The following is a 21,532-nucleotide window of genomic DNA, read 5'->3' as shown; positions in this document are numbered from 1 at the left end:
GGGCCTGCGCGGAGGACGGTCGGCCCGGGGGTGGCGTCCCGGGCCGGGCGGCCGGGCGCACACAATGGAGACATGTACGACGAACGCCTCACCGTCCCGCGCTCCTGGTGGCTGCTCCCGGTCGCGGCCGGACTCTCGCTCGCACTGATCCTGCTCCGGTTCAGCGCCGTGGGCGCCCTGGCCGGACTGGTGGTCGGCATCGTCGCGACGGCGGCCGCGGTCAGCAGCTACGGCTCCGCCCGGATCCGCGTGGTGCAGGGCTCGCTGGTGGCCGGACAGGCGCGGATCCCGGTGACCGCCCTCGGTGCGGCGCAGCCGCTGGACCGTGCCGAGGCCCTCGCCTGGAGGTCGGTCAAGGCCGACCCGCGCGCCTTCATGCTGCTGCGCAGCTACGTGCCGACGGCCCTGCGGGTCGAGGTCTGCGACCCGGCCGACCCGACGCCGTACCTCTATCTGTCGACCCGTTCGCCGCAGCGGCTGGCGGAGGCGCTCGACGCGGCCCGGGACCGCACGGACCAGGGCACCCCGGACCGCGGCGACGCGGACCGCAGCGAGGCGGACCGCTAGCCGCCGGCCGGCCGCGGACGGGCCCGGACATGGAGGAGGGACGGCTCCGCATCGCTGCGGGACCGTCCCGTTCTCCGGTGGTGCGCCGGTCTCGGCAGGACGTGCCTACCGGGTGCCACCGCTCCTGGCGGCGGCTGGTGCTGCCTCCGGCCCTGCGGTCCAGGGCCGGTCGGGGCGGCGTACCGGGCGGACCGTGGGGGGTCTGCCCGGGCCATGGCCGCGTCGCGCTCAGGCGCCGCAGTCCCGGCAGATCGGCTGGCCGTTCTTCTCGCTGTACAGCTGGCTGCGGTGGTGCACAAGGAAGCAGCTCATGCAGGTGAACTCGTCGGCCTGGCGCGGAAGCACCCGGACGGAGAGCTCCTCGTTCGAGAGGTCGGCGCCCGGAAGCTCCAGACCCTCGGCCGCGTCGAACTCGTCGATGTCGACCGTGCTGGTCGCCTTCTCGTTCCGCCGCGCCTTGAGCTCCTCGATGCTGTCCTCGTTGAGGTCGTCATCGGTCTTGCGCGGGGTGTCGTAGTCCGTTGCCATTTTCGCTCTCCCCCTCTGGGTGTGTGCGGTATCTCCAGCGCACGTAACGCTTGGGGGGTCGGTCTTGTGCCCGACCCGAGGCCGAGATTGTGCCTTACTTCAAGCCCTGTTACTCAATCGACACCCAAGACCGGGCCCGTTGGGGTGATCGAACAGGTTCCGGACGGCGTCACCGTGTGGCATCGGATCCGCCGCCCCACCCCACCCCGACTGTCACCCTTGGTAGCTGTCGGAGCGGGAGATGATCTCCAACTGGCCTGCAACCGACGGTTATTGACGACAGGTCGACAAATCCCCGCGCGGTCGGGACGGTAACACTGAGCCACCGCTTCACTCGAACGAGTAATCACCCTGCGAGATCACCCGGCCGCACCGAAAGCCCCGGTGTGAGTTGCGACACACCGGGGATTTTCTCGCCGAAACCCAGACATTCGGAGCGGCTTCGGATCCCCGCCCGGACCCGTTTCGCAGGGCTCGGGCGGGGCGGTCGGTCAGCGCTTCGCGGCGTTGGCGGCGCGACGGGCGAGCAGCGCGGCCTGACGCTCGTCGAACTTGGTGGCCTGGGCGTTCAGCCCGTCCAGGAACAGCCCCAGCTCCTGCTGGGCCTGCAGTCCCTCGGCGCCCAGGCCGCCGATCTCCATGACCTTCAGGTGGCGCAGTACGGGCTGCAGGACGTCGTCGTGGTGGATGCGCAGGTTGTAGACGCCGCCGATGGCGATCTGGGCGGCGGAGCGCTCGAAGCCGGGCATGCCGTGTCCGGGCATCCGGAAGTTGATCACCACGTCGGCGATGGCCCGCATGGCCTGGTCCGGCGCCATCTCCAGGGCGGCCCGCAGCAGGTTCCGGTAGAAGACCATGTGCAGGTTCTCGTCGTTGGCGATCTTCGCGAGCAGCTGGTCGCAGAGCGGGTCGCCGGAGTGGTGCCCGGTGTTGCGGTGGGCGATCCGGGTGGCCAGTTCCTGGAACGCCACGTAGGCGACCGAGTGCAGCATGCTGTGCGAGTTGTCGGACGTGAAGCCCTCGCCCATGTGCGCCATCCGCGCCCGCTCCAGCTCCACCGGGTCGACCGCCCGGGTGGCGAGCAGGTAGTCGCGAATGGCTATGCCGTGGCGGCCCTCCTCGGCCGTCCAGCGGTGCACCCAGGTCCCCCAGGCGCCCTCGCGGCCGAACATGGTGGCGATCTCGTGGTGGTAGCTGGGGAGGTTGTCCTCGGTCAGCAGGTTGACCACCAGCGAGACCCGTGCCAGCGGGGTGACGTTGGACTGATCGAGCGACCAGGCCTCGCCGCCGAGCACGCCGTCGAAGTCCCGCCCCTGGCTCCACGGCACGAACTCGTGCGGCATCCACTCCTTGGCGACGTTGAGGTGCCGGTTGAGCTCGGTCTCGACGACCTCTTCGAGAGCGAGGATCAGCCGTGCGTCGGTCCAGGCGGACGTGGTGGTGCGCTGCACGGGGGCGATGGTCACGACGGTTCTCCCGGGGGCGGACGAGGGTGGCGGCCGGTCGTTCCGGCCGGCGCGGACGCCGGCGGAGCCGGTCAGGATCGACTCACTTACGGCTGCGTAGGTTACGACACCGTAAGTTGTCCCGGCGCGAAAAGACAAGCCGCCCCTGCCAGGCCTTATGTCAATCCGACACGGCGGGCAGGGGCGGCTTGGACGGTCCGCGCACGGACCGGGGACTGCGGTGCTGGTGGGCCGCCGATCGGGCGGCCGGGCGGGTCGGCGAGGGGCTTGCGGGCCCCGTGGTCAGCCTGGAATGCGGACCCGGATGGTGAGACCGCCTCCGGGTCGGGAGGAGGCCTCGATGGCGCCTCCGTGGGCCCGGACGACGGATCGGACGATGGACAGGCCGAGGCCCACACCCTTGTCGCTCCTGGTCCGGTCGGCCCCCTTGACCCGCCGGAAGGGCTCGAAGATGTGTTCCAGCTCGTACCCCGGCACCACCGGGCCGGTGTTGGCGACCACCAGCTCGCCCCCGCCGTCCGGCGCGGCGACGGTGGAGATCTCCACCCAGCCGTCGGCGAGGTTGTAGCGGACGGCGTTCTGCAGCAGGTTGAGCGCGATCCGCTCCAGCAGGACGCCGTTGCCGGAGACGGTGACCGGTTCCAGGTCCGAGCGCAGCACGACCTCGCGGCTGACGGCCTCGGGCCGGATCTGCTCCAGGGCGCGCTGGGCGACCTCGGAGAGCTCGACGGGGCGGCGGTCGGTGAGCTCGTTGTCGCTGCGGGCGAGCAGCAGCAGGCCCTCGACCAGTTGCTCACTGCGTTCGTTGGTGGCCAGCAGGGTCTTGCCGAGCTGTTGGAGATCGGGTGAGGACGCCGGGTCGGAGAGCTGGACCTCCAGCAGCGTGCGGTTGATCGCGAGCGGCGTTCTCAGTTCGTGCGAGGCGTTGGCGACGAAGCGGCGCTGGGAGTCGAAGGCGCGGTCGAGGCGCTGGAGCATGTCGTCGAAGGTGTCGGCGAGCTCCTTGAGCTCGTCGTCGGGACCGTCGAGCTGGATCCGCCGGTGCAGGTCGGAGCCGGCCACCTCGCGGGCGGTGCGGGTGATCCGGCCGAGCGGGCGCAGCACCCGGCCGGCCATCGCGTAGCCGGCGGCGAAGGCGATCACGGCGAGGCAGACCAGCGCGGTCAGGGCCTTGCGGAGCAGGGTGTTGAGCGCCCGGTCGGCCTCGTTGGCCTGGAAGACGTGGAGCTGGCGGTTGAAGTCGTTCGCGGAGACGAGACTGCCGTCGGGGAGCCGGATGGCGACGCCGGGTTCCAGCTTGAAGTCGGGCAGCGAGGCGTCCTGGAAGGACTGCCGGACGAAGTAGTACATCAGCAGCAGCAGCACCACGCCGGCCATCAGGAACATGCCGCCGTAGAGCAGGGTGAGCCGGATCCGGATGGTCGGCCGCAGGGCCAGCCAGGCGAACAGGCCGTCGCCCGGACGGTAGGCCGGGGTCTCCCGCCGGTGCTCGGACGGGTCGGCGGCCTCCGGGGGGCGGACCGGGCGCGGCGGAATCGGGCCCGGGCCGCCGGTGGGCGTGCCGGGGGCCCCGCCGGCGGGAGGCGGGGTGTTCATGGTGGTCCTCTCGGGTGCTGCGGGTGAGGGGGTGGGCGGGGCCGGGTGGCTCAGATCCGGTAGCCGGAACCGGGCACCGTGACGATGACCGGCGGGTCGCCGAGCTTGCGGCGCAGCGTCATGACGGTGACCCGGACGACGTTGGTGAACGGGTCGGTGTGCTCGTCCCAGGCCTTCTCCAGCAGTTGCTCGGCCGAGACGACGGCGCCGCCGGCCCGCATCAGGACCTCCAGGACGGCGAACTCCTTGGGGGCGAGCTGGACGGTGCGGCCCTCGCGGAGCACCTCCCGGCGGCCGGGGTCGACGCTGATGCCGGCCCGCTCCAGGACCGGCGGCAGCGGGACCGTGGCGCGTCGGCCCAGGGCCCGTACCCGGGCGACGAGTTCGCTGAAGGCGAACGGCTTGGGAAGGTAGTCGTCGGCGCCGATCTCCAGGCCCTCCACCCGGTCGCTGATGTCGCCGGAGGCGGTCAGCATGATCACGCGGGTGGCCAGGCCCTGCTCGACCACGCGCCGGCAGACGTCGTCGCCGTGTACCAGGGGGAGGTCGCGGTCCAGGACGACCACGTCGTAGTCGTTGACGGCGATGCGCTGGAGCGCCGCCTCTCCGTCGTAGACGACGTCGACCGCCATCGCCTCGCGGCGCAGGCCGGTCGCGACGGCTTCGGCGAGGAGTTGCTCGTCCTCCACGACGAGTACCCGCACGGTGGTGGTCCCTTCTGCTGGTGCGGCCCCACCGTGCCTGCCCGTGCGGGCCGTTGTGCGCCGGGCGCGGGGTCGACGGGCCGCGGGGCCGCGCGCGGCCTCGGGATTGGCGGACGACTCCGACGGTGCTGCCCATCCTGCCTGGTTCCCGGCTAAAGCCGCGGTAAGACCCGGTAGGACCGGGTGGGAGCGGCCGGCAGGGGGCCAGGTCGGGGTCCGTCGAGCCCCGTCGGCAGCGGGATCCGGCGCCGACGGCTCCGATTGGACTGTGACGCGGGCAACTTTCTCGGCCGGGGAGGTTTCCCGGGCGAGGGGGTGGGGAGGACAAGCTCACACCCGCGATGCCGCCATTGCGCGGGTCGCACCCACCCGCCGCGTGTTCATCCGCACCGGCCAGGGGATCAGTGTCACGGTAGCCGCCACAGTCCGGCACCCGCGCCCGACCGGGGATACCCACCGGACCAGGCGCTTCCGTCGATCTTGATCCCGTCGGCCGGGGAACATGTGGACCGTGCCCGTCCGACACAGCAAGGGGGCCCGTATGGACGCCTTCACCGACGGAATCCTGCAGCGCATAAGGAATGCGGAGCAGGATCTCCACCGCGCACTCGAGTCCGGGGACGAGTTCCTGGCCGAGGTCGAGCAGTCCGAGCTGGAGGACCTGCGCAGACTGGCCGCCGAGCACGGAGTCGATGCGGTGCACGAGATGCACCGCACTGCCGCCTGACTCAGCCCGGTAGCCGCACCAGCAGCGTTACCACCACAGCACCGCACTCCGCCCCGCGCACCAGGGGACAGCCCACGAAACGCGAGCCCTGGCACAGCCACTGTGCCAGGGCCCTTCCTTATGCCGCATGCCTTATGCCGCATGCCTTATGCCGCATGCCTTATGCCGCGCGGTCGGGCAGGCGCTCAGTCGCGCCAGGCGCCGATCTCGTCCAACCGTCCCTGCAACTGCTCGAACAGGCCGGGCGGGGCCGCCACCGTGAGGTCGCCGCCGGGCTCCTGCCCGGGCCGGCCACCGGCCAGCGCGCCCGCCTCCCGGGCGATCAATACGCCGGCCGCCCGGTCCCACGGCGCGAGGCCGCGCTCGAAGTACCCGTCGACCCGGCCCGCGGCCAGGTCGCACAGGTCGACCGCCGCCGCGCCGCCGCGCCGGATGTCGCGGAACTCCGGCATCAGGTGGAGCAGCACCTCGGCCTGCCGGACCCGGACCGACTGCACGTAGTTGAAGCCCGTGCTGACCAGGGCCTGCCCCCAGGGCGGCGCCGGGCGGCAGGAGACCGACCGGCCGTCCAGGAACGCCCCGCCGCCGAGCACCGCGTGGAACAGCTCGCCCCGGGCCGGCACGTAGACCACGCCGACCACCGCCCGGCCGTCCAGCTCCGCGGCCACACTGACCGCCCAGTTGGGCAGGCCGTACAGGTAGTTCACGGTGCCGTCGAGCGGGTCGACGACCCAGCGCACACCGCTGGTGCCGGGCCGGTCCGCGCCCTCCTCGCCGAGGTAGCCGTCGGTGGGCCGGCGCTCGCCGATCAGCTCCAGGATCAGCTTCTCGGAGGCGAGGTCCATCTCGGTGACCACGTCGACCGGGCTGCTCTTGGTCGCGGCGACACCGAGGTCGGCCGGGCGGCCGTCCCGCAGCAGGGCGCCGGCCCGGATCGCGGCCTCCTTGGCCAGCTCCAGCAGTTCGGCGAGCAGGGCGGGGCTGGGTGACACGCTGATTCCTCCTGAGGACCTGGTCGGACGGAACGGGCCGCGGGCCTGGGCCGACGGTCAGAGCTGGGCGGCCGCGGGCCGGGGTGCGCGCGGGTTGGGGCAGCAGGCGACGGCGCACACGTCGTGGCTCGCGCCGAGCGCACCGAGGGCGCAGCGCTCCACCCGCGCTCCACGTTCCACGGCCGCGCGCTCCAGCACCAGCTCCCGGACGGCCGCGGTGAACCTGGGATCGGCCCCGACCGTGGCCGCTCGGGCCACCGGCAGGCCGAGCTCGGCGGCCCTGGCCGTGGCCTCGGTGTCGAGGTCGTACTTGACCTCCATGTGGTCGGAGACGAACCCGATCGGCACCATCACGACGGCCGCCGCGCCGGCCTCGTGCAGGGCCTCCAGGTGGTCGCAGATGTCCGGCTCCAGCCACGGGACGTGCGGTGCGCCGCTACGGCTCTGGAAGACCAGCTCCCACGGGCGCGGCGCCACCCCGGTCGCCCCGGCCACCGCGTCGGCCACCAGCCGGGCGACCTCCAGGTGCTGGGCCACATAGGCGCCGCCGGGCCTGCCGCGGGCCGGGTCGTCGGGGGCGCCGGAGCTCTCGGCCATCGCGTCCGGGATGGAGTGCGTGGTGAAGGCGAGGTGGGCGCGGTCGCGGACCTCGGCCGGCAGCGCGGCCAGCGCGGCCAGCGCGGCGTCGGCCATCGGGCCGACGAAGCCGGGGTGGTTGTAGAAGTGCCGCAGCTTGTCGACCCGCAGCTCGGGCAGGCCCTCGGCGGCCAGCTGCGCCAGCGCGTCGGCCAGGTTCTCCCGGTACTGGCGGCAGCCCGAGTAGCCCGCGTAGGCGCTGGTGGCCAGCGTGAGCACCCGGCGGTGGCCGTCGGCGGCCAGCTCGCGCAGGGTGTCGACCAGGTACGGGGCCCAGTTCCGGTTGCCCCAGTAGACCGGGAGATCGAGTCCGTGCTCGGCGAAGTCCTTGCGGAGCGCGGCGAGCAGTTCGCGGTTCTGCTCGTTGATCGGGCTGACGCCGCCGAACAGGAAGTAGTGCTTGCCGACCTCGGCCAGGCGCTCCTTGGGGATGCCTCGGCCGCGGGTGACGTTCTCCAGGAACGGCACCACGTCCTCGGGGGCCTCGGGGCCGCCGAAGGAGAGGAGCAGCAGCGCGTCGTACGGCGCGTGGTCGGTGACGGTGGGCGAGTCGGACATGGCACCGATCCTCCCACCCGTCGGTGCGCGGACGGCGGCAGGCCGCTCGCGGGGCCGTCCGGGAAATATCCGTTGCCGAAGTTCGTAAGCTGTCTTTTAGAGCCGTGTTCCTTACCCCCACCCCTCAGCGGAGCCCCCGTGCTGTCCAGTTACCGCCAGATCTTCGCCGCCCCGGGCAGCCTGGCCTTCTCCTCCAGCGGCTTCGTCGCCCGACTGCCGATCTCCATGACGGGCATCGGCATCGTCACGATGCTCGCCCAGCTGCGCGGCTCGTACGGCCTGGCCGGCGCGGTCTCGGCCGTGCTGGCGCTGGCGGCGGCGGTGCTCGGCCCGCAGGTCTCGCGGCTGGTGGACCGCTACGGGCAGCGCCGGGTGGCCCTGCCCGCGACCGGGCTCACCCTGGTCGCGGCGGTGGCGCTGCTGCTCTGCGCCCGGTTCGACGCACCGGCCTGGACGCTCTTCGTGTGCGCGGCCGGGATGGGGGTGATGCCCAGCACCGGCTCGATGGTCCGGGCCCGCTGGGCGAACCTGTACAGCGCGGAACCGCCCAAGCTGCACACCGCGTACTCGCTCGAGGCCGTGGTGGACGAGATCTGCTTCATCGTCGGCCCGATCCTGTCGATCGGGCTCGCGACCTCGGTGTTCCCGGAGGCCGGCGTCCTGCTGGCCGGAGTCTTCCTGGGCGTCGGTGTGCTGCTGTTCACCGCGCAGCGCCGCACCGAGCCGCCGGTGCACCCGCACGCCCACCACAGCGCGGGCTCGGCGATCACCTCGGCCGGCCTGCAGGTGCTGGTGCTGACCTTCGTGGCCACCGGTGCGATCTTCGGTTCGGTCGAGGTGGTGACCGTGGCCTTCGCCGAGGCCCAGGGGCACACCTCCGCGTCCAGCCTGGTGCTCGCGGTCTACGCGCTGGGCTCCTGCCTGGCCGGGGTGGTCTTCGGGACGCTCCGGCTGAAGGGGTCGATGCCGGCCCGCTTCCTGGCCGGGGTCGCGGTGATGGCGGCCAGCATGGTGCCGCTGCTGGTGGTGGCCGAGAGCGTGCGCGGAACGGCCGGACTGGTCGGCATCGGCGCCGCGCTGTTCCTCGCCGGGCTGTCCATCTCCCCCACCCTGATCACCGCGATGGCCCTGGTAGAACGGCTGGTCCCGGCCGCGCAGCTGACCGAGGGGATGACCTGGACCACCACCGGCCTCGCCACCGGCGTGGCACTCGGTTCCTCCGCCGCGGGCTGGGTGGTGGACGCGGCCGGCGCCGCGGCCGGCTACTGGGTGCCGGTGGCCGCCGGCGGCTTCGGCGTCCTGGTGGCCCTGGCCGGCATGGCCCGGCTGCGCGGGGGCCTGGACACCGTCGAGCCGGAGCCGGCCGAGACCTCCCTGCACGGCTGAACCGGGCCCATTTACCCGTGGGGAGCGAGTGACTACGCTCACACTACCCACTGGTAGTCCGTGAGCAGGAGGCCTCCGCATGCCCCAGAGCACCGCCACCGCCGGCTGGCGCAACTGGGCCGGCAACCAGAGCGCCCGGCCCAGCCGGGTGGTCTCCCCGGCCAGTGCGCAGGAGCTCGGCGAGGTGGTCCGCCGGGCCGCCGCGGAAGGCCGCACGGTCAAGGCGGTCGGCTCGGGCCACTCCTTCACCGCGGTCGCCGCCGCCGGGGACGGGGTGCTGGTCCGACCGGACGGGCTCACCGCCGTCCGTGACATCGACCACGAGGCGGGCACCGTCACGGTCGAGTCCGGTCTCCCGCTGCACCGGCTCAACCGGCTGCTGGCCACGGCCGGCCTCGCACTCGCCAACATGGGCGACATCGAGGTCCAGACCGTGGCCGGCGCCACCAGCACCGGCACCCACGGCACCGGCCGCGACTCCGGCTCGCTGGCCGCACAGATCAGGGCCGTGGAGATCGTGCTCGCCGACGGCTCCGTCCAGCACTGCTCGCCGACCAAGAACGCGGAGCTCTTCCAGGGCGCCCGGCTCGGCCTCGGCGCGCTCGGCGTGATCAGCGCCCTCACCCTCGGTGTCGAGCCCGCCTTCCTGCTCACCGCCCACGAGCAGCCGATGCTCTTCGACGAGGTGCTGGAGCGCTTCGACGACCTGACCGCCGTCAACGAGCACTTCGAGTTCTACTGGTTCCCGCACACCGACCGGTGCAGCACCAAGCGCAACAACCGCAGCCAGGGCCCGGCCGCCCCGCTGCCCGGGTTCAAGGCCTGGCTGGACGACGACTTCCTCTCCAACACCGTCTGGGAGGGCGCCTGCCGGGTCGGCCGCCGCTTCCCCGCCGCCATCCCGACGATCGCTCAGCTCGCCAGCCGCGCCTGGTCGGAACGCACCTTCACCGACACCGCGCACAAGGTGTTCACCAGCCCCCGCAAGGTGCGCTTCACCGAGATGGAGTACGCCGTCCCGCGCGAGGCGGCCGACACCGTGCTGCGCGAGCTCAAGGCCCTGGTGGAGCGCTCGAACTGGCGGATCAGCTTCCCCGTGGAGGTGCGCACCGCGCCCGCCGACGACCTCTGGCTCTCCACCGCCAACGGGCGCGACAGCGTCTACATCGCCGTCCACCTCTACCGCGGCAGCCCCGAGCAGGGCTACTTCACCGAGGTGGAGAAGCTGATGACCGCTCACCGGGGCCGCCCGCACTGGGGCAAGCTGCACACCCGGGACGCCGAGTACCTCGCGTCGGTCTACCCGCACTTCGGCGACTTCACGGCGCTGCGCGACAAGGTCGACCCGGGCCGGCTGTTCACCAACGACTACCTGCGCCGGGTGCTCGGCGCCTGATCCGTCAGGGGGACGGCGAACCGCTCGGGGCCGCGGCCGACGCCGACGGCTCGCCGGAGGGGCCCGGCGGACTCGCCGCCGCGCCGTTCGACGGAGTACCGCTCGGCGAAGCGCCCGACGGGCTCCCCGACGGCGTCCCGCCCGGCGACCCGGACGGCCCGACCGACGGACTGCCCAAGGGGCCGGCGCCCCCGCCCGGCGGGACGCTCCCAGGCCCGGACGGCACGGCCGCCGGGCCGGAGCCGCCGGTGGAGCCCTCGGCGGGCGGCTGCCGCACCGGTTCGCCACGGCCGGGGTTGAGCGAGGTCCCGGTCCGCGAGTCCCCGCCGGTCAGGCTGCTCACCGGCTCGCCCGCCACCACCTCGACCGCCAGGATCGGCACCATCGCCAGGCCGAAGACCAGCGCGGACACCGCCGCGTACGTGCGCCAGGTCCACCGACGGCGGGCCCGGACCAGCCGCGGCTCGTTCCACTCCCCGGTCGCCACCGGTACGGCGTCCGGGGCCGGCACCTGGCGCAGCCCGTTGACGGTGGCGCCCGGCCCGCGGTCCACCGCGCCGCGCAGCTGCTCGCCGGTCCGCCGGAAGAGGTGCTGGAAGAACGCGCTGCCGACGGTGGCCCCGACACTCACCACGGCGGCGCCGATGATCGTGCCGTACACCCCGAGCTCGGAGGCGAGGACCGCGCCGGCCACGGTGGCCAGGGCGCTGGCGGCGACCTGGGCCACACTCAGGTCCAGCCGCCCGCGGCCCTGCCCGCTCTTCCCGCCCGCGGCCGCGGCCCCTGCCTGCGGCGCGAACCGCTCCCTCTGCTGCGGCATCGACATCCCTCGGTCAGCGCGTCGCGATTTCGAACAAGTCAGCCCATCTTGCACAGACAAGGACACATAGGGCGAAAATCCGACTCCCTGAAGTCGATATATGTGAAGATGATCACCACCGAGTGATCGAGGGTCTGCCATTGGAGTGCGGGCTCTTGAGATTCCGGTGATTCGCGGGAGACTTGAGCGGCGAGCCGCCCCTGTCGATGCCACGAATGGAGTACTGTTCGTGGAGCCTGAGCCTTCGGTCGATCAATCGGCTGACCGTCGGAAGACGATCGGAACGCCCGGGCGCAACGTCGACCGGCGACGTGGCAAACAGGCAACCGTGCCACAGCGGCGCGCCCGGGCGAAAGCCCGACACGCCGGGTAACTCTGCAAGGTTGTGGCCACTCGCCAGCGGGCAGGCCACACTCAGTACGGGAGCAGCGACGCAGGTGACGTCGGCAGGCACCACCCGGGAGGTAACCGTGCCCGAACTGCGCGTCGTGGCCGTCAGCAACGACGGCACACGGCTGGTGCTCAAGGCTGCCGACAGCACGGAGTACACCCTCCCGATCGACGAGCGGCTGCGCGCCGCCGTCCGGGGTGACCGGCCTCGGCTCGGCCAGATCGAGATCGAGGTCGAGAGCCACCTCCGCCCCCGTGACATCCAGGCGCGGATACGAGCCGGTGCCTCCGCCGAGGAGGTCGCCCAGGCCGCCGGCATCTCCGTCGACCGGGTCCGCCGGTTCGAGGGTCCGGTGCTGGCCGAGCGCGCCTTCATGGCCGAGCGGGCCCGCAAGACCGCGATCCGCCGGCACGGCGAGTCGACCGGTCCGCAGCTCGGCGAGGCCGTGGCCGAGCGGCTCGCGCTGCGCGGCGCCGAGAAGGACACCGAGCGGTGGGACTCCTGGCGTCGGGACGACGGCACGTGGGAGGTCATCCTCGCGTACCGCTCCGACGGCGAGGGCCGCAGCGCCAGCTGGACGTACGACCCGCCGCGCCGGCTGGTGCAGCCGAACGACGACGAGGCCCGCGCGCTGATCGGCGAGAACGTCGATCGCGAGGAGGACTCGGTCTTCCCGTTCATCCCGCGGATCGCCCGGCTCCCCCAGGACCGGCCGTCCCGGCCGATGATCGAGCGGCCATCGGCCGACCGGATCATGTCGTCCCGGGAGGTCCGCGAGGTCCGGGAGGCGCGCGAGCCCAGGGAGGCGACCGCCGAAGCACGGGACTCGCTGACCAGCCTGCTGGACGTGGTGCCCGCCTTCCGCGGCGATCTCGCGATCGGTCCGGCTCCCGAGCCCGCCGTGGCCGAGGAGCCCGAGGTCGCGGAGGAGCCGGCCGCGCCCGCGGCCAGCATCGGCGCCGGTTCGGCGTACGCGGACATCCTGATGCCCCGTTCGGTCGCCCCGCACCGGGACAGGCTGGTCGGTACGACGGACCGTCAGGCCGAGGCGGACGGCGTCCGTCCGGGCCGGCGGGCCACCGTGCCCAGCTGGGACGAGATCGTCTTCGGCAGCCGGCGCAAGAAGCAGGACTGAGACGAAGCAGCACCGAGGCCGCGAACGGGCGGCCGCTCCCTCCCCGGAGGGCGCGGCCGCCCGTTTCGTCGTACCCCGGAGCGTCAGCCCGGCAGGGCTCCGGTCGCCGCCGGGTTGCGGGGGTCGCCCGACCACTCGCTCCAGGAACCGGGGTAGAGCGCCGCACCGTCCCGGCCGGCGATCGCCAGAGCCAGCAGTTCGTGTGCGGCCGTGACCCCGGAGCCGCAGTAGACGCCCACCCTGCGGCCCTCGACGCCCAGCGCGCCGAAACGGGCCGCCAGTTCGGCAGCCGGGCGGAAGCGGCCGTCGGCCGACAGGTTCTCGGTGGTCGGCGCGGAGACCGCACCGGGGATGTGCCCGGCACGCGGGTCGATCGGCTCGACCTCACCGCGGTAGCGCTCCCCCGCCCGGGCGTCCAGCAGCAGCCCGGCGCGGGCCAGCTCGGCCGCGCCGGCCGCGTCCAGGGTCGGCAGCTGACCGGGCACCGGCGCGAAGTCGCCGCCCCCGTCCACCGGAAGGTCGGTGCTCTCGGGCAGACCGGCCGCCCGCCAGGCGGCCAGTCCGCCGTCCAGCACCCGGACGTCCTGGTGGCCGGCCCAGCGCAGCAGCCACCAGGCCCGGGCCGCGGAGGTGGCCGGGCCCGCGTCGTAGACGACCACCGCACGCCCGGCCCGCACCCCGGCCCGCCGCAGCGCCACGCCGAACACCTCGGGGTCGGGCAGCGGATGCCGGCCGGCCGCACCGGGCGGGGCGGCCAACTCGGCGTCCAGGTCGAGGTAGTGCGCGCCGGGCAGGTGGCCGGCCGCGTACTCCTCGGCGCCGGGCGGGCCGCCCAGCTGCCAGCGGACGTCCAGCAGGACCGGCGGGGTGGCTGAGCCGAGTGCGGCGTGCAGCTCGGCGGTCTGGATCAGCGGGTCGGGAGTAGCCGTCATGCCGCCATTGTCGCCCGACGGCTCAGCTCTTTGTACGGTCTTTGCCCGGCCTCGCGGTCGGTCGCGGGGCTCGGGACGGGCCGGGGTGCGACGATGCGGCCTGGACACGTCGGCCACCCGGTGAGGAGACCCGATGACGGCGGTGCAGGTGCGGCTCGCTCAGGGCACACCCTGCTGGGTGAGCCTGACGACCGGCGACCCGGACGGCGCCAAGGCGTTCTACGGCTCCCTGCTGGGCTGGGAGTTCGAGCCCGGGCCGACCCGGCTCGGCGACTTCGTCCGGGCGGCCCTGAACGGCACGGAGGTCGCCGCTCTGGGGGTCGTCCCGCCCGGCACGGCCCACCCGGCCGGATGGACCACCTACTTCACGGTGGACAGCGCCGACCGGGCAGCCCAGCGGATCCGGGAGTGCGGCGGCACGGTGGCGGTCGGCCCGCTCACGACGGACCGGACCGGGCGGACGGCGATCGCCGCGGACCTGTCGGGTGCGGTCTTCGGCATCCGGGAGGCGGCCGGACACCTCGGCCGGGAGGTGGCCGGCGAACCCGGACGGCAGGCGGCGGGCCGGCCCGGCGCACCCACCTGGAACGAGCTGGTCACCGGCGACGAGGAGAGCGCGACGGCGTTCTACCGGGCGGTGCTGGGACGGTCCGTGGCGACCGGGATCCGGTACCGCGCCGCCCGGCCCGGCGGGCCGTCGCGCTGGCGGGTGCACTTCGCGGTGGCGGACACGGACCTGACGGTCCACCGGGCGCTCGCCCTGGGCGGAGTCCTGCGGGCGGGACCGTACGACACCCCCGACGGACGGGTGGCCTGGCTGGCCGACCCGCAGGGCGGGCGGTTCGCGGTGGCCGGTCCGGCCCGGACGGGGTCAGGCCCTGTCTGACGGTCCCCAGCGGCTCTGCTCCTCGAAGGGCAGCACGTCCGGGGAGAGCACCGCGGCCCGGGAGGTCGCGGCGGTGAGGCGCCGGCGGTGGTGGCGGCGGCAGAGCACCTCGTAGCCGATCTCGTCCTCGTTCACGGCGACGTCGCCGACCACCACCTGCGCCCCCTCGACCACCATCACGCCGCCGACGGTCCGGGCGTTGTGGGTGGCGCGGGCTCCGCACCAGCACAGGGCCTCGACCTGGAGCACCTCGACCCGGTCGGCGAGCTCGATCAGCCGCTGGGAGCCGGGGAAGAGCCTGGTCCGGAAGTCGGTGGTGATGCCGAAGGTGTAGACGTCGATGCCGAGTTCGTCGACCACCCGGGCCAGCTGGTCGATCTGCTCGGTGGAGAAGAACTGGGCCTCGTCGCAGATCAGGTAGTCCACCTTGCCGCCGGCGGAGAGCAGGTGGACGACGTGCGACTGGAAGTCGAAGTCGTCGGTCACCTCGACCGCCTCGGTCCGCAGTCCGAGGCGGCTGGAGATGGTCGCCGCACCGGCCCGGTCGTGGCGGGTGAAGATGATGCCCTTGCGCCCGCGCGCCGCGTGGTTGTGGTCCATCTGCAGCGCGAGCGTCGACTTGCCGCAGTCCATCGTGCCCGAGAAGAACACCAGTTCAGCCATGGGTGGAGCGTGGGCCTTTCAGTGAGGTTGCCGGGTCAGGCGCGGACTTCGAGCAATGGCACCAGTTGCTCGACCGGGGTCATCGAGCCGTGCAGGCCGATCATCGAGGACTCGCCCGGCTCCTTGCGGGAGGCGATCACCGCGATGTCGTCCCGGGCGGCGGCCACCACGTCACCGATCCGGTGGTACACCCGGTCGTCCACCACCGGGCCGAACCAGCCCTCGGCTATCGCCCGGTCGCGGCTGGCGACCCACATCCGGTCGCCGAGGACCTCGCTCCAGACCGTGAACACGTCGTTGGCCGCCCCGGGCACCGCGTACACGTGCCGGGCCCGGCCCTCGCCGCCGAGCAGGGCCACCCCGGCGCTCAGCTCCCAGTCCTCGTCGAAGTCGACCCGGTCCTCGGGGGCGATGTCGATCATGCCGTGGTCGGCGGTGATGTACAGCGCGGAACGCGGCGGCAGCTGCTCGGCCAGCCGGCGCGCCAGCCGGTCGACCGTGTTCAGCATCATCCGCCACTCGTCCGAGTCCACCCCGAAGCGGTGCCCCGCACCGTCCAGCTCGCTCACGTAGGTGTAGACCAGCGCCCGGTCGTGGTCGGCCAGCCAGCGGGCCGCCTCGTCCATCCGCTCCTCGCCGGTGGTCCGGCCGAGGAAGGAGCCGCCGGACAGCGCCACCCGGGTCAGCGGGGTCTGCGCGAACAGCGGCGAGGAGACCTGACTGGTCGCCACCCCGGCCCGGTGGACCTGCTCGAAGACGGTCGGGTACGGCTGCCAGCTGCCCGGGTCCACCGGGGGCTGCCAGCGCAGCTGGTTCATCAGGTACCCGGTGCCCGGCACGGCCACCGTGTAGCCGGCCAGCCCGTGCAGCCCCGGCGGCGTGCCCGTGCCGACCGAGGCCAGCGAGGTCGCCGTGGTGGACGGGAAGCCCGCGGTGATCGGATTGGCGCCGGCCATCAGGGAGGTCAGGAACGGGGCGTACTCCGGGTGGCGCCGGATCAGCTCCCAGCCCATCCCGTCGACCAGGAACACACAGACCCGGTCGGCGGGCTCCAGCACCAGTCCGCTGTGGAAACCGGGCAGCCCGAGCCCGACCGCCACGGCCGGCAGCAGGTCGGCCAGCGACCCGCTCCCGTAGGCGGGCACGGGTGCGTCGGCGGGGTCGAGGATCTCGAACGCGTCGTAGTCGAGGTGCGGCATTCGGTGACGGACCTCAGCCCCGGGTGCTGACGGTCGCCTCGGACAGCGCGCGCGCGAACACCAGCGCCTGGGCGACCGTCTCCGGGCCGTCCCCCGCCTCGCTGACCCGCAGCGACAGGTCGTCCGCGGTCGCGGAACCGGTGTAGCCGTGGTCCGCCTCGCAGTTCGGGTCCGAGCACCCGGCCGGCTCCAGGTCGAGGCGCTGCACCGCACCCCAGCCGATGGTCAGCACGACCTCGCGCGGCAGCGTGCCGGGCGTGTACGTCTCGGGGTTCGCGACCATGCGGCTGACCACCACGGAGTTGATCCGGTCCAGCCGGACCGTCTCGGTGGAGGTGGTCGCGTACGGCACCGGGTTGCCCGCGTCGCCGTTCTGCTCGTCGGTGTGGCTGACCACGAACCGGGACGAGGTCAGCACCAGCACGGTGACGTGCCGGCGCACCTCGTTGGCGTCGAAGGTCGTCTCCTGGTGCACCAGGTAGGAGGTGATCGGCTCAGGGCCCACCGCGGACTCGACCGCCTCGGACACCAGCGCCGGGTAGTAGCCGCTGCGCTCGATCGCGGACCGCAGGTCCTGCGTGGTGGTGGTACCGGTCTTGGCCATAACTCCATCCTGGCATGTCCCGCCGACGAAGCGGGCGGCACTGCGCCGAGCTTCCGGGCCTTCCACGCCCCGTCGAAGGGGCGCAACCACGAAAGGTTACAGGGTGCTCATGGCACGTGGCCCCAGATCGCTGCGGACCGGCAGGGGCGCGATCCGCACCTGCGCGCCCAGCACGGCCAGCCCGCGCGGGGCCACCACCACCGGTTCGAGGTCGACCGAGGCCACCTCCGGCAGGTCGTCGACCAGCCGGGACACCCTCAGCAGCAGTTCCTCCAACGCCCCCGTGTCCACCGGCGCCGCGCCGCGCCAGCCGAACAGCAGCGGCGCGGCCCGGACCTCCCGGATCAGCTCCGCCGCGTCCCGGTCGGTGGCCGGCACCAACCGGTGGGCCAGATCACCCAGCAGTTCCGACGGCGCGCCGGCCAGCCCGAAGGAGAGGATCGCGCCGACCGCCGGGTCGACCGTGGCCCCGATCACCGTGTCCACCCCGCGCGGAGCGAGCCGCTGCACCACCAGCCGGGCCCGCTCCGCCCCGCCGAGCAGCGCGTCCAGCTCCCGGTGCGCCCGGCGCAGCTCCGCCTCACCGGTCAGGTCCAGCCGGACGCTGCCCAGGTCGGCACGGTGGCGCAGGTGGTCGGCGGTGGCCTTCAGCGCGACCGGGTAGCCGAGCTCGGCCGCGGCGCGCACCGCGCTCCGCTCGTCCGGTGCCGGGACGGTCGGGCTGACCTCGATGCCGTAGGACCCGAGCAGGCGCACCGTGTCGGCCTCGGGGAGGGTGACCCGGGCGCCGCCCGGCTGGGTGCGGGCGGCCACCGCCGCCCGGGTCTCCAGCGCGGCCTCCACCAGCGCCCGGGCGCCGGCCTCGTCGATCCCGTCCAGTTCGGGCACCCGGGCGGTCTGCTCCGCCTCGGCGGTACGGCGGCGCCAGTCGGCGTACCGGACGGCGTCCGCGAGGGCGTGCACCGCCCGCTCGGGCGCCGGGTAGGCGGGGATCCGGCCGGGCCGCAGCCGCTCGGTGAGACCGGTCAGCGCGAGGTGGGTGAGCAGCAGCGGCTTGCCCACCTCGCGGCCGAGCGCGGCGGCGTCCAGCAGCGCCCCGGCGATCTCCGGGTCGTCGGTGCTGAGCTCCTGGTCGGGCCCGGCGCCCTGCACCCCGATCGGCGGGATGGCGACCGCGATCACCGCGTCCACGCCCGGGTCGCGCAGCGCGGTGTGCAGGGCGATCCGGAAGTTCTCGCCGGTGGCGGCGGTGGTGAGGTCGACCGGGGTGCGCGGGCGCAGCCCGGCGCTCAGGCAGGCGTCGTGGGTGAGCAGGCCGAGCGAGTCGGAGTTGCCGACCACCGCCACCCGGTCGCCGGCCGGCAGCGGCTGCCCGGCGAGCAGCTCGCCGGTGTCGAACAGCTCGGTGATGGTGTCCACCCGGACCACCCCGGCCTGCTGGAACAGGGCGTCCACGGTGGCGTCGCGTAGCCGGCCGGCGGCCGGCTGCACGGCGTGGCCGGGCGGCAGGCTGCCGGTGTGCCGGGCGCCCTTGAGCACCACCACCGGCTTGGCGGCGGCCAGCCGGCGGGCGATCCGGGTGAACTTGCGCGGGTTGCCGAAGGACTCCAGGTACAGCAGCAGGACCTCGGTCGCCTCGTCCTCCTCCCAGTACTGCAGCCAGTCGTTGCCGGAGACGTCGGCCCGGTTGCCGACCGAGGCGAAGGAGGAGACCCCGAGCCCGCGGCGGTGCGCGGCCTCCAGGAGCGCCACCCCGATCGCGCCCGACTGGCAGAACAGGCCGAACGGCCCTCGCGCGGGCAGCACCGGCGCCAGCGAGGCGTTCAGCGGGCACTCGGGGTCGGTGTTGATCAGGCCGAACGCGTTCGGGCCGACCACCCGCATCCCCGCGGCCCGGGCCTGCCGGACCAGGGCGCGCTGCCGGTCCCGGCCCTCCGGCCCGGTCTCGGCGTACCCGGCGGTGACCACCACCAGCCCCTGCACACCGTGGGCGCCGCACTCGGCGACGGCGGCGGGCACACCGGGCTCCGGGACGACGATCACCGCGAGGTCGATCGGCCCGCCGATCTCGAGGACCGAGCGGTGGGTGGCCACGCCGTCCAGTTCCGTCCCGGCCGGTGCGTTCCGGTTCACCGCGTACACCGGGCCCCGGAAGCCCGCCAGGTCGCGCAGCACCGCCCGGCCCACCGCGTGCGGGTTGCGGGAGACCCCGACCACCGCGACCGAGCGCGGGGTGAGCAGCCGCTGCACCGAGCGGGCCTCGGCGCGGTGCTCGCGGGCCCGCATCACGGCGAGCGAGGCCGCGGTGGGCTCCAGGTCGAACTCCAGGTGCACCACGCCGTCGGCGATGCTGCGGCGCTGGGTGTAGCCGGCGTCGGTGAAGACCTTCACCATCTTGCGGTTCTCGGGGAGCACCTCCGCGGTGAAGCGGCGGATGCCGCGCTCCTGGGCGACCGCCGCGATGTGCTCCAGCAGCGCGGAGGCGACGCCCCGGCCCTGGTGGGCGTCCTGCACCAGGAAGGCCACCTCGGCGTCGGTGCCGGTGGTGGAGGGGCGGCCGTCGGCGTCGATCCGGTCGTAGCGCACGGTGGCGATGAAGCGGTCACGGACCACCACGGCGAGGCCGACCCGGTTGATGTAGTCGTGGTGGGTGAAGCGCCGGACGTCCTTGTCGGACAGCCGGGGGTACGGCGCGAAGAAGCGGAAGTACTTGGACTGGTCGGAGACCTGCTCGTAGAACTCCACCAGGCGCCGCGCGTCGGCCTCGGTGATCGGCCGGATCCGGGCCGTCCGGCCGTCGCGCAGCAGCACGTCGGCCTCCCAGTGCCGGGGGTAGCTGTGCTCGTCGCCCCGGTGCGGGGGGCGGGCCGCGGAGTCGTCCACGATCGTCAGGTTATCCGGCCCCGGGCCGGATGGCGCCGGGCATGCGCGCGCGGCAGGGTGGGGCCGGGCCGCTGGTCACGAATCGGCCGCCGACCGGTTCCGAACCGTGCACCGGGCGGCGCGCGGAGGCGACCGCCATGCAACACTGGTCTAGACAACATGGCTTTACCAGCACCACCTGAAAGGCACGTCACATGGCCGAGCGCCGCGTCACCATCGGTTGGCCCGAGGGCCTGCACGCCCGTCCCGCCTCCGTCTTCGTCCGCGCCGTGACCTCCACCGGCCTGCCGATCACCATCGCGAAGGAAGGCGGCAACCCCGTCAACGCCGCCTCCATGCTCGGCCTGCTCGGCCTCGGCGCCGAGGGCGGCGACACCGTCGTCCTCGCCTCCGACGCCGACGGCGCCGACCAGGCCCTGGACCGCGTCGCCAAGCTCGTCCAGGAAGGCCTCGACGAACTCCCCGCCGCCTGACCCGGCACCACGAAGGGGTGCCCCGCCGACCGCGGGGCACCCCTTCTCGGCAGCATCGGCACCGACCGTCAGAACACCGACCACCCCGTCGCCGTGGTCAGCGCGTCGAGCGCCGCGACCCCCAGCACCGAGTTCCCCGCCACGTCCAGCCCCGGACTCCACACGCACACCGAACCACGCCCCGGCAGCACCGCGAGCACCCCACCGCCCACCCCGCTCTTGCCCGGCAGCCCCACCCGGAACGCGAACTCACCCGCCGCGTCGTACGTCCCGCAGGTCAGCAGCACCGCGTTGACCCGCTTCGCCTCACTGCGCGTCAGCAACCGCGAGCCGTCCATCCTTATCCCGTGCCGCGCCAGGAACAGCCCCGACAACGCCAGGTCGCGACAGCTCGCCGCGATCGCACAGTGCGCGTAGTAGTGCACCAGCACGCTGTCCACCGGATTGCGCAGATTCCCGTAGCTCGCGATGAAGTGCGCCAGCGCCGCGTTCCGATGCCCGTTGCGCGCCTCCGAGGACGCCACCGCGTCGTCGGTGTCCACCAGCGCGTTGCCCGACTCGGCCCGCAGGAAGTCCCGCACCGCCCCCGCCGCGTCCCCCGTCAGCTCCAGCAGCCGGTCCGTCACCACCAGCGCACCCGCGTTGATGAACGGATTGCGCGGAACACCGTGCTCCGTCTCCAACTGCACCAGCGAGTTGAACGGATTCCCGGACGGCTCCCGCCCCACCCCCCGCCAGAGCCCCTCGTCCCCCTCCGCCATGGCCAACGCCAGCGTGAACAGCTTCGAGACACTCTGGATCGAGAACGGCTGCTCCCAGTCCCCCGCCCCGTACACCTCGCCGTCCACCGTCGCGATCGCCATCCCGAACGCCCCCGGATCGGCCTCGGCCAACGCCGGAATGTAGTCCGCGACCCGGCCCCGCGCCTCCCCGCGCAGCGCCTGGCCCATCACGTCGTGCAGCAGTCCCTGGTAGTCCACGGGGGCCATT

Annotated in this window: 20 protein-coding genes; 7 read left to right on the top strand and 13 right to left on the bottom strand. The window is 73.5% G+C overall.

Annotated features, from left to right (window positions below; all coding sequences use genetic code 11):
- Positions 1-72 precede the first annotated feature (72 nt).
- Entirely contained in the window at positions 73-567 is a 495-nt protein-coding gene (locus tag OG871_RS25680) for a DUF3093 domain-containing protein (RefSeq protein ID WP_371499676.1), read from the top strand.
- A 228-nt stretch (positions 568-795) separates the two neighbouring features.
- Here OG871_RS25680 and OG871_RS25675 read toward each other — a convergent pair whose 3' ends face one another.
- From OG871_RS25675 to OG871_RS25660, 4 genes are all read right to left on the bottom strand, one after another.
- Positions 796-1,095, bottom strand: coding sequence for a DUF4193 domain-containing protein (locus OG871_RS25675; RefSeq protein WP_033817777.1), 300 nt, complete (start codon positions 1,093-1,095; stop codon positions 796-798).
- A 491-nt stretch (positions 1,096-1,586) separates the two neighbouring features.
- Complete coding sequence (locus OG871_RS25670) at positions 1,587-2,561, bottom strand: acyl-ACP desaturase (RefSeq protein WP_371499674.1); 975 nt, start codon at positions 2,559-2,561, stop codon at positions 1,587-1,589.
- A gap of 282 nt (positions 2,562-2,843) precedes the next feature.
- Positions 2,844-4,157 (bottom strand): sensor histidine kinase, encoded by a 1,314-nt coding sequence (locus tag OG871_RS25665; RefSeq protein WP_371499672.1) that lies wholly within the window; start codon positions 4,155-4,157, stop codon positions 2,844-2,846.
- A gap of 50 nt (positions 4,158-4,207) precedes the next feature.
- Positions 4,208-4,861 carry a response regulator transcription factor gene (locus OG871_RS25660; RefSeq protein ID WP_371499671.1) on the bottom strand — a complete coding sequence of 218 codons (654 nt, stop codon included), beginning with the start codon at positions 4,859-4,861 and terminating at the stop codon, positions 4,208-4,210.
- A 541-nt stretch (positions 4,862-5,402) separates the two neighbouring features.
- Between OG871_RS25660 and OG871_RS25655 the strand changes: the two genes are divergently transcribed.
- Positions 5,403-5,588 carry a hypothetical protein gene (locus OG871_RS25655; protein ID WP_371499669.1) on the top strand — a complete coding sequence of 62 codons (186 nt, stop codon included), beginning with the start codon at positions 5,403-5,405 and terminating at the stop codon, positions 5,586-5,588.
- Between the two features lie 185 nt (positions 5,589-5,773).
- Here the strand turns inward: OG871_RS25655 and OG871_RS25650 are convergent, their stop codons facing one another.
- On the bottom strand, positions 5,774-6,580 hold the full coding sequence (locus OG871_RS25650; protein ID WP_371499667.1) for an inositol monophosphatase family protein: 807 nt from the start codon (positions 6,578-6,580) through the stop codon (positions 5,774-5,776).
- Positions 6,581-6,637: 57 nt separating this feature from the next.
- The gene (locus OG871_RS25645) at positions 6,638-7,774 is read right to left on the bottom strand and encodes a ferrochelatase (protein ID WP_371499666.1); all 1,137 of its coding nucleotides are present in this window, start codon (positions 7,772-7,774) and stop codon (positions 6,638-6,640) included.
- A gap of 138 nt (positions 7,775-7,912) precedes the next feature.
- Between OG871_RS25645 and OG871_RS25640 the strand changes: the two genes are divergently transcribed.
- A complete protein-coding gene (locus tag OG871_RS25640; RefSeq protein WP_371499664.1) occupies positions 7,913-9,160 on the top strand; it encodes an MFS transporter in 1,248 nt (415 codons plus the stop codon).
- 79 nt (positions 9,161-9,239) lie between these two features.
- Positions 9,240-10,556, top strand: a complete 1,317-nt coding sequence (locus tag OG871_RS25635; protein ID WP_371499662.1) for a D-arabinono-1,4-lactone oxidase — start codon at positions 9,240-9,242, stop codon at positions 10,554-10,556.
- A gap of 4 nt (positions 10,557-10,560) precedes the next feature.
- Here the strand turns inward: OG871_RS25635 and OG871_RS25630 are convergent, their stop codons facing one another.
- On the bottom strand, positions 10,561-11,376 hold the full coding sequence (locus OG871_RS25630; RefSeq protein WP_371499660.1) for a hypothetical protein: 816 nt from the start codon (positions 11,374-11,376) through the stop codon (positions 10,561-10,563).
- A 437-nt stretch (positions 11,377-11,813) separates the two neighbouring features.
- On the opposite strand from OG871_RS25630, the gene sepH reads away from it, so the two are divergent.
- Entirely contained in the window at positions 11,814-12,902 is a 1,089-nt protein-coding gene (gene sepH, locus OG871_RS25625; protein WP_371499658.1) for a septation protein SepH, read from the top strand.
- Between the two features lie 83 nt (positions 12,903-12,985).
- On the opposite strand, the gene OG871_RS25620 is transcribed toward sepH, so the two are convergent.
- The gene (locus OG871_RS25620) at positions 12,986-13,834 is read right to left on the bottom strand and encodes a sulfurtransferase (RefSeq protein ID WP_371499656.1); all 849 of its coding nucleotides are present in this window, start codon (positions 13,832-13,834) and stop codon (positions 12,986-12,988) included.
- A 133-nt stretch (positions 13,835-13,967) separates the two neighbouring features.
- On the opposite strand from OG871_RS25620, the gene OG871_RS25615 reads away from it, so the two are divergent.
- Entirely contained in the window at positions 13,968-14,720 is a 753-nt protein-coding gene (locus tag OG871_RS25615) for a VOC family protein (protein WP_371499654.1), read from the top strand.
- Here the strand turns inward: OG871_RS25615 and OG871_RS25610 are convergent.
- From OG871_RS25610 to OG871_RS25595, 4 genes are all read right to left on the bottom strand, one after another.
- Entirely contained in the window at positions 14,706-15,383 is a 678-nt protein-coding gene (locus OG871_RS25610) for a thymidine kinase (protein ID WP_371499652.1), read from the bottom strand. The two genes, OG871_RS25615 and OG871_RS25610, sit on opposite strands and share 15 nt — an antisense overlap.
- A gap of 35 nt (positions 15,384-15,418) precedes the next feature.
- Positions 15,419-16,582, bottom strand: a complete 1,164-nt coding sequence (locus OG871_RS25605) for an alkaline phosphatase family protein (RefSeq protein WP_371499650.1) — start codon at positions 16,580-16,582, stop codon at positions 15,419-15,421.
- A gap of 13 nt (positions 16,583-16,595) precedes the next feature.
- Positions 16,596-17,186 carry a DUF5998 family protein gene (locus OG871_RS25600; protein WP_371499649.1) on the bottom strand — a complete coding sequence of 197 codons (591 nt, stop codon included), beginning with the start codon at positions 17,184-17,186 and terminating at the stop codon, positions 16,596-16,598.
- A 96-nt stretch (positions 17,187-17,282) separates the two neighbouring features.
- Positions 17,283-20,069: a GNAT family N-acetyltransferase gene (locus tag OG871_RS25595; protein WP_371499647.1), complete on the bottom strand. Its 2,787-nt coding sequence runs from the start codon at positions 20,067-20,069 to the stop codon at positions 17,283-17,285.
- A gap of 194 nt (positions 20,070-20,263) precedes the next feature.
- Here OG871_RS25595 and OG871_RS25590 point away from each other — a divergent pair, with 194 nt between their 5' ends.
- Positions 20,264-20,542, top strand: a complete 279-nt coding sequence (locus tag OG871_RS25590; protein ID WP_371499645.1) for an HPr family phosphocarrier protein — start codon at positions 20,264-20,266, stop codon at positions 20,540-20,542.
- A gap of 68 nt (positions 20,543-20,610) precedes the next feature.
- Here the strand turns inward: OG871_RS25590 and OG871_RS25585 are convergent, their stop codons facing one another.
- The gene (locus OG871_RS25585) at positions 20,611-21,522 is read right to left on the bottom strand and encodes a glutaminase (RefSeq protein ID WP_371499643.1); all 912 of its coding nucleotides are present in this window, start codon (positions 21,520-21,522) and stop codon (positions 20,611-20,613) included.
- Between the last annotated feature and the right edge of the window lie 10 nt (positions 21,523-21,532).

It is taken from the genome of Kitasatospora sp. NBC_00374, assembly GCF_041434935.1.
Lineage (GTDB): Bacteria > Actinomycetota > Actinomycetes > Streptomycetales > Streptomycetaceae > Kitasatospora.
The sequence above is the reverse complement of the archived record's forward strand: the minus strand, read 5'-3'. Positions and strand labels throughout refer to the sequence as shown.

Bases quoted from the DNA above. Each gene is read 5' to 3' on its own strand.
- OG871_RS25610 (WP_371499652.1), bottom strand. From the start codon at position 15,383: ATGGCTGAACTGGTGTTCTTCTCGGGCACGATGGACTGCGGCAAGTCG.
- OG871_RS25605 (WP_371499650.1), bottom strand. From the start codon at position 16,582: ATGCCGCACCTCGACTACGACGCGTTCGAGATCCTCGACCCCGCCGAC.
- OG871_RS25675 (WP_033817777.1), bottom strand. From the start codon at position 1,095: ATGGCAACGGACTACGACACCCCGCGCAAGACCGATGACGACCTCAAC.
- OG871_RS25600 (WP_371499649.1), bottom strand. From the start codon at position 17,186: ATGGCCAAGACCGGTACCACCACCACGCAGGACCTGCGGTCCGCGATC.
- OG871_RS25645 (WP_371499666.1), bottom strand. From the start codon at position 7,774: ATGTCCGACTCGCCCACCGTCACCGACCACGCGCCGTACGACGCGCTG.
- OG871_RS25635 (WP_371499662.1), top strand. From the start codon at position 9,240: ATGCCCCAGAGCACCGCCACCGCCGGCTGGCGCAACTGGGCCGGCAAC.
- OG871_RS25680 (WP_371499676.1), top strand. From the start codon at position 73: ATGTACGACGAACGCCTCACCGTCCCGCGCTCCTGGTGGCTGCTCCCG.
- OG871_RS25630 (WP_371499660.1), bottom strand. From the start codon at position 11,376: ATGCCGCAGCAGAGGGAGCGGTTCGCGCCGCAGGCAGGGGCCGCGGCC.
- OG871_RS25615 (WP_371499654.1), top strand. From the start codon at position 13,968: ATGACGGCGGTGCAGGTGCGGCTCGCTCAGGGCACACCCTGCTGGGTG.
- OG871_RS25620 (WP_371499656.1), bottom strand. From the start codon at position 13,834: ATGACGGCTACTCCCGACCCGCTGATCCAGACCGCCGAGCTGCACGCC.
- OG871_RS25665 (WP_371499672.1), bottom strand. From the start codon at position 4,157: ATGAACACCCCGCCTCCCGCCGGCGGGGCCCCCGGCACGCCCACCGGC.
- OG871_RS25590 (WP_371499645.1), top strand. From the start codon at position 20,264: ATGGCCGAGCGCCGCGTCACCATCGGTTGGCCCGAGGGCCTGCACGCC.
- OG871_RS25655 (WP_371499669.1), top strand. From the start codon at position 5,403: ATGGACGCCTTCACCGACGGAATCCTGCAGCGCATAAGGAATGCGGAG.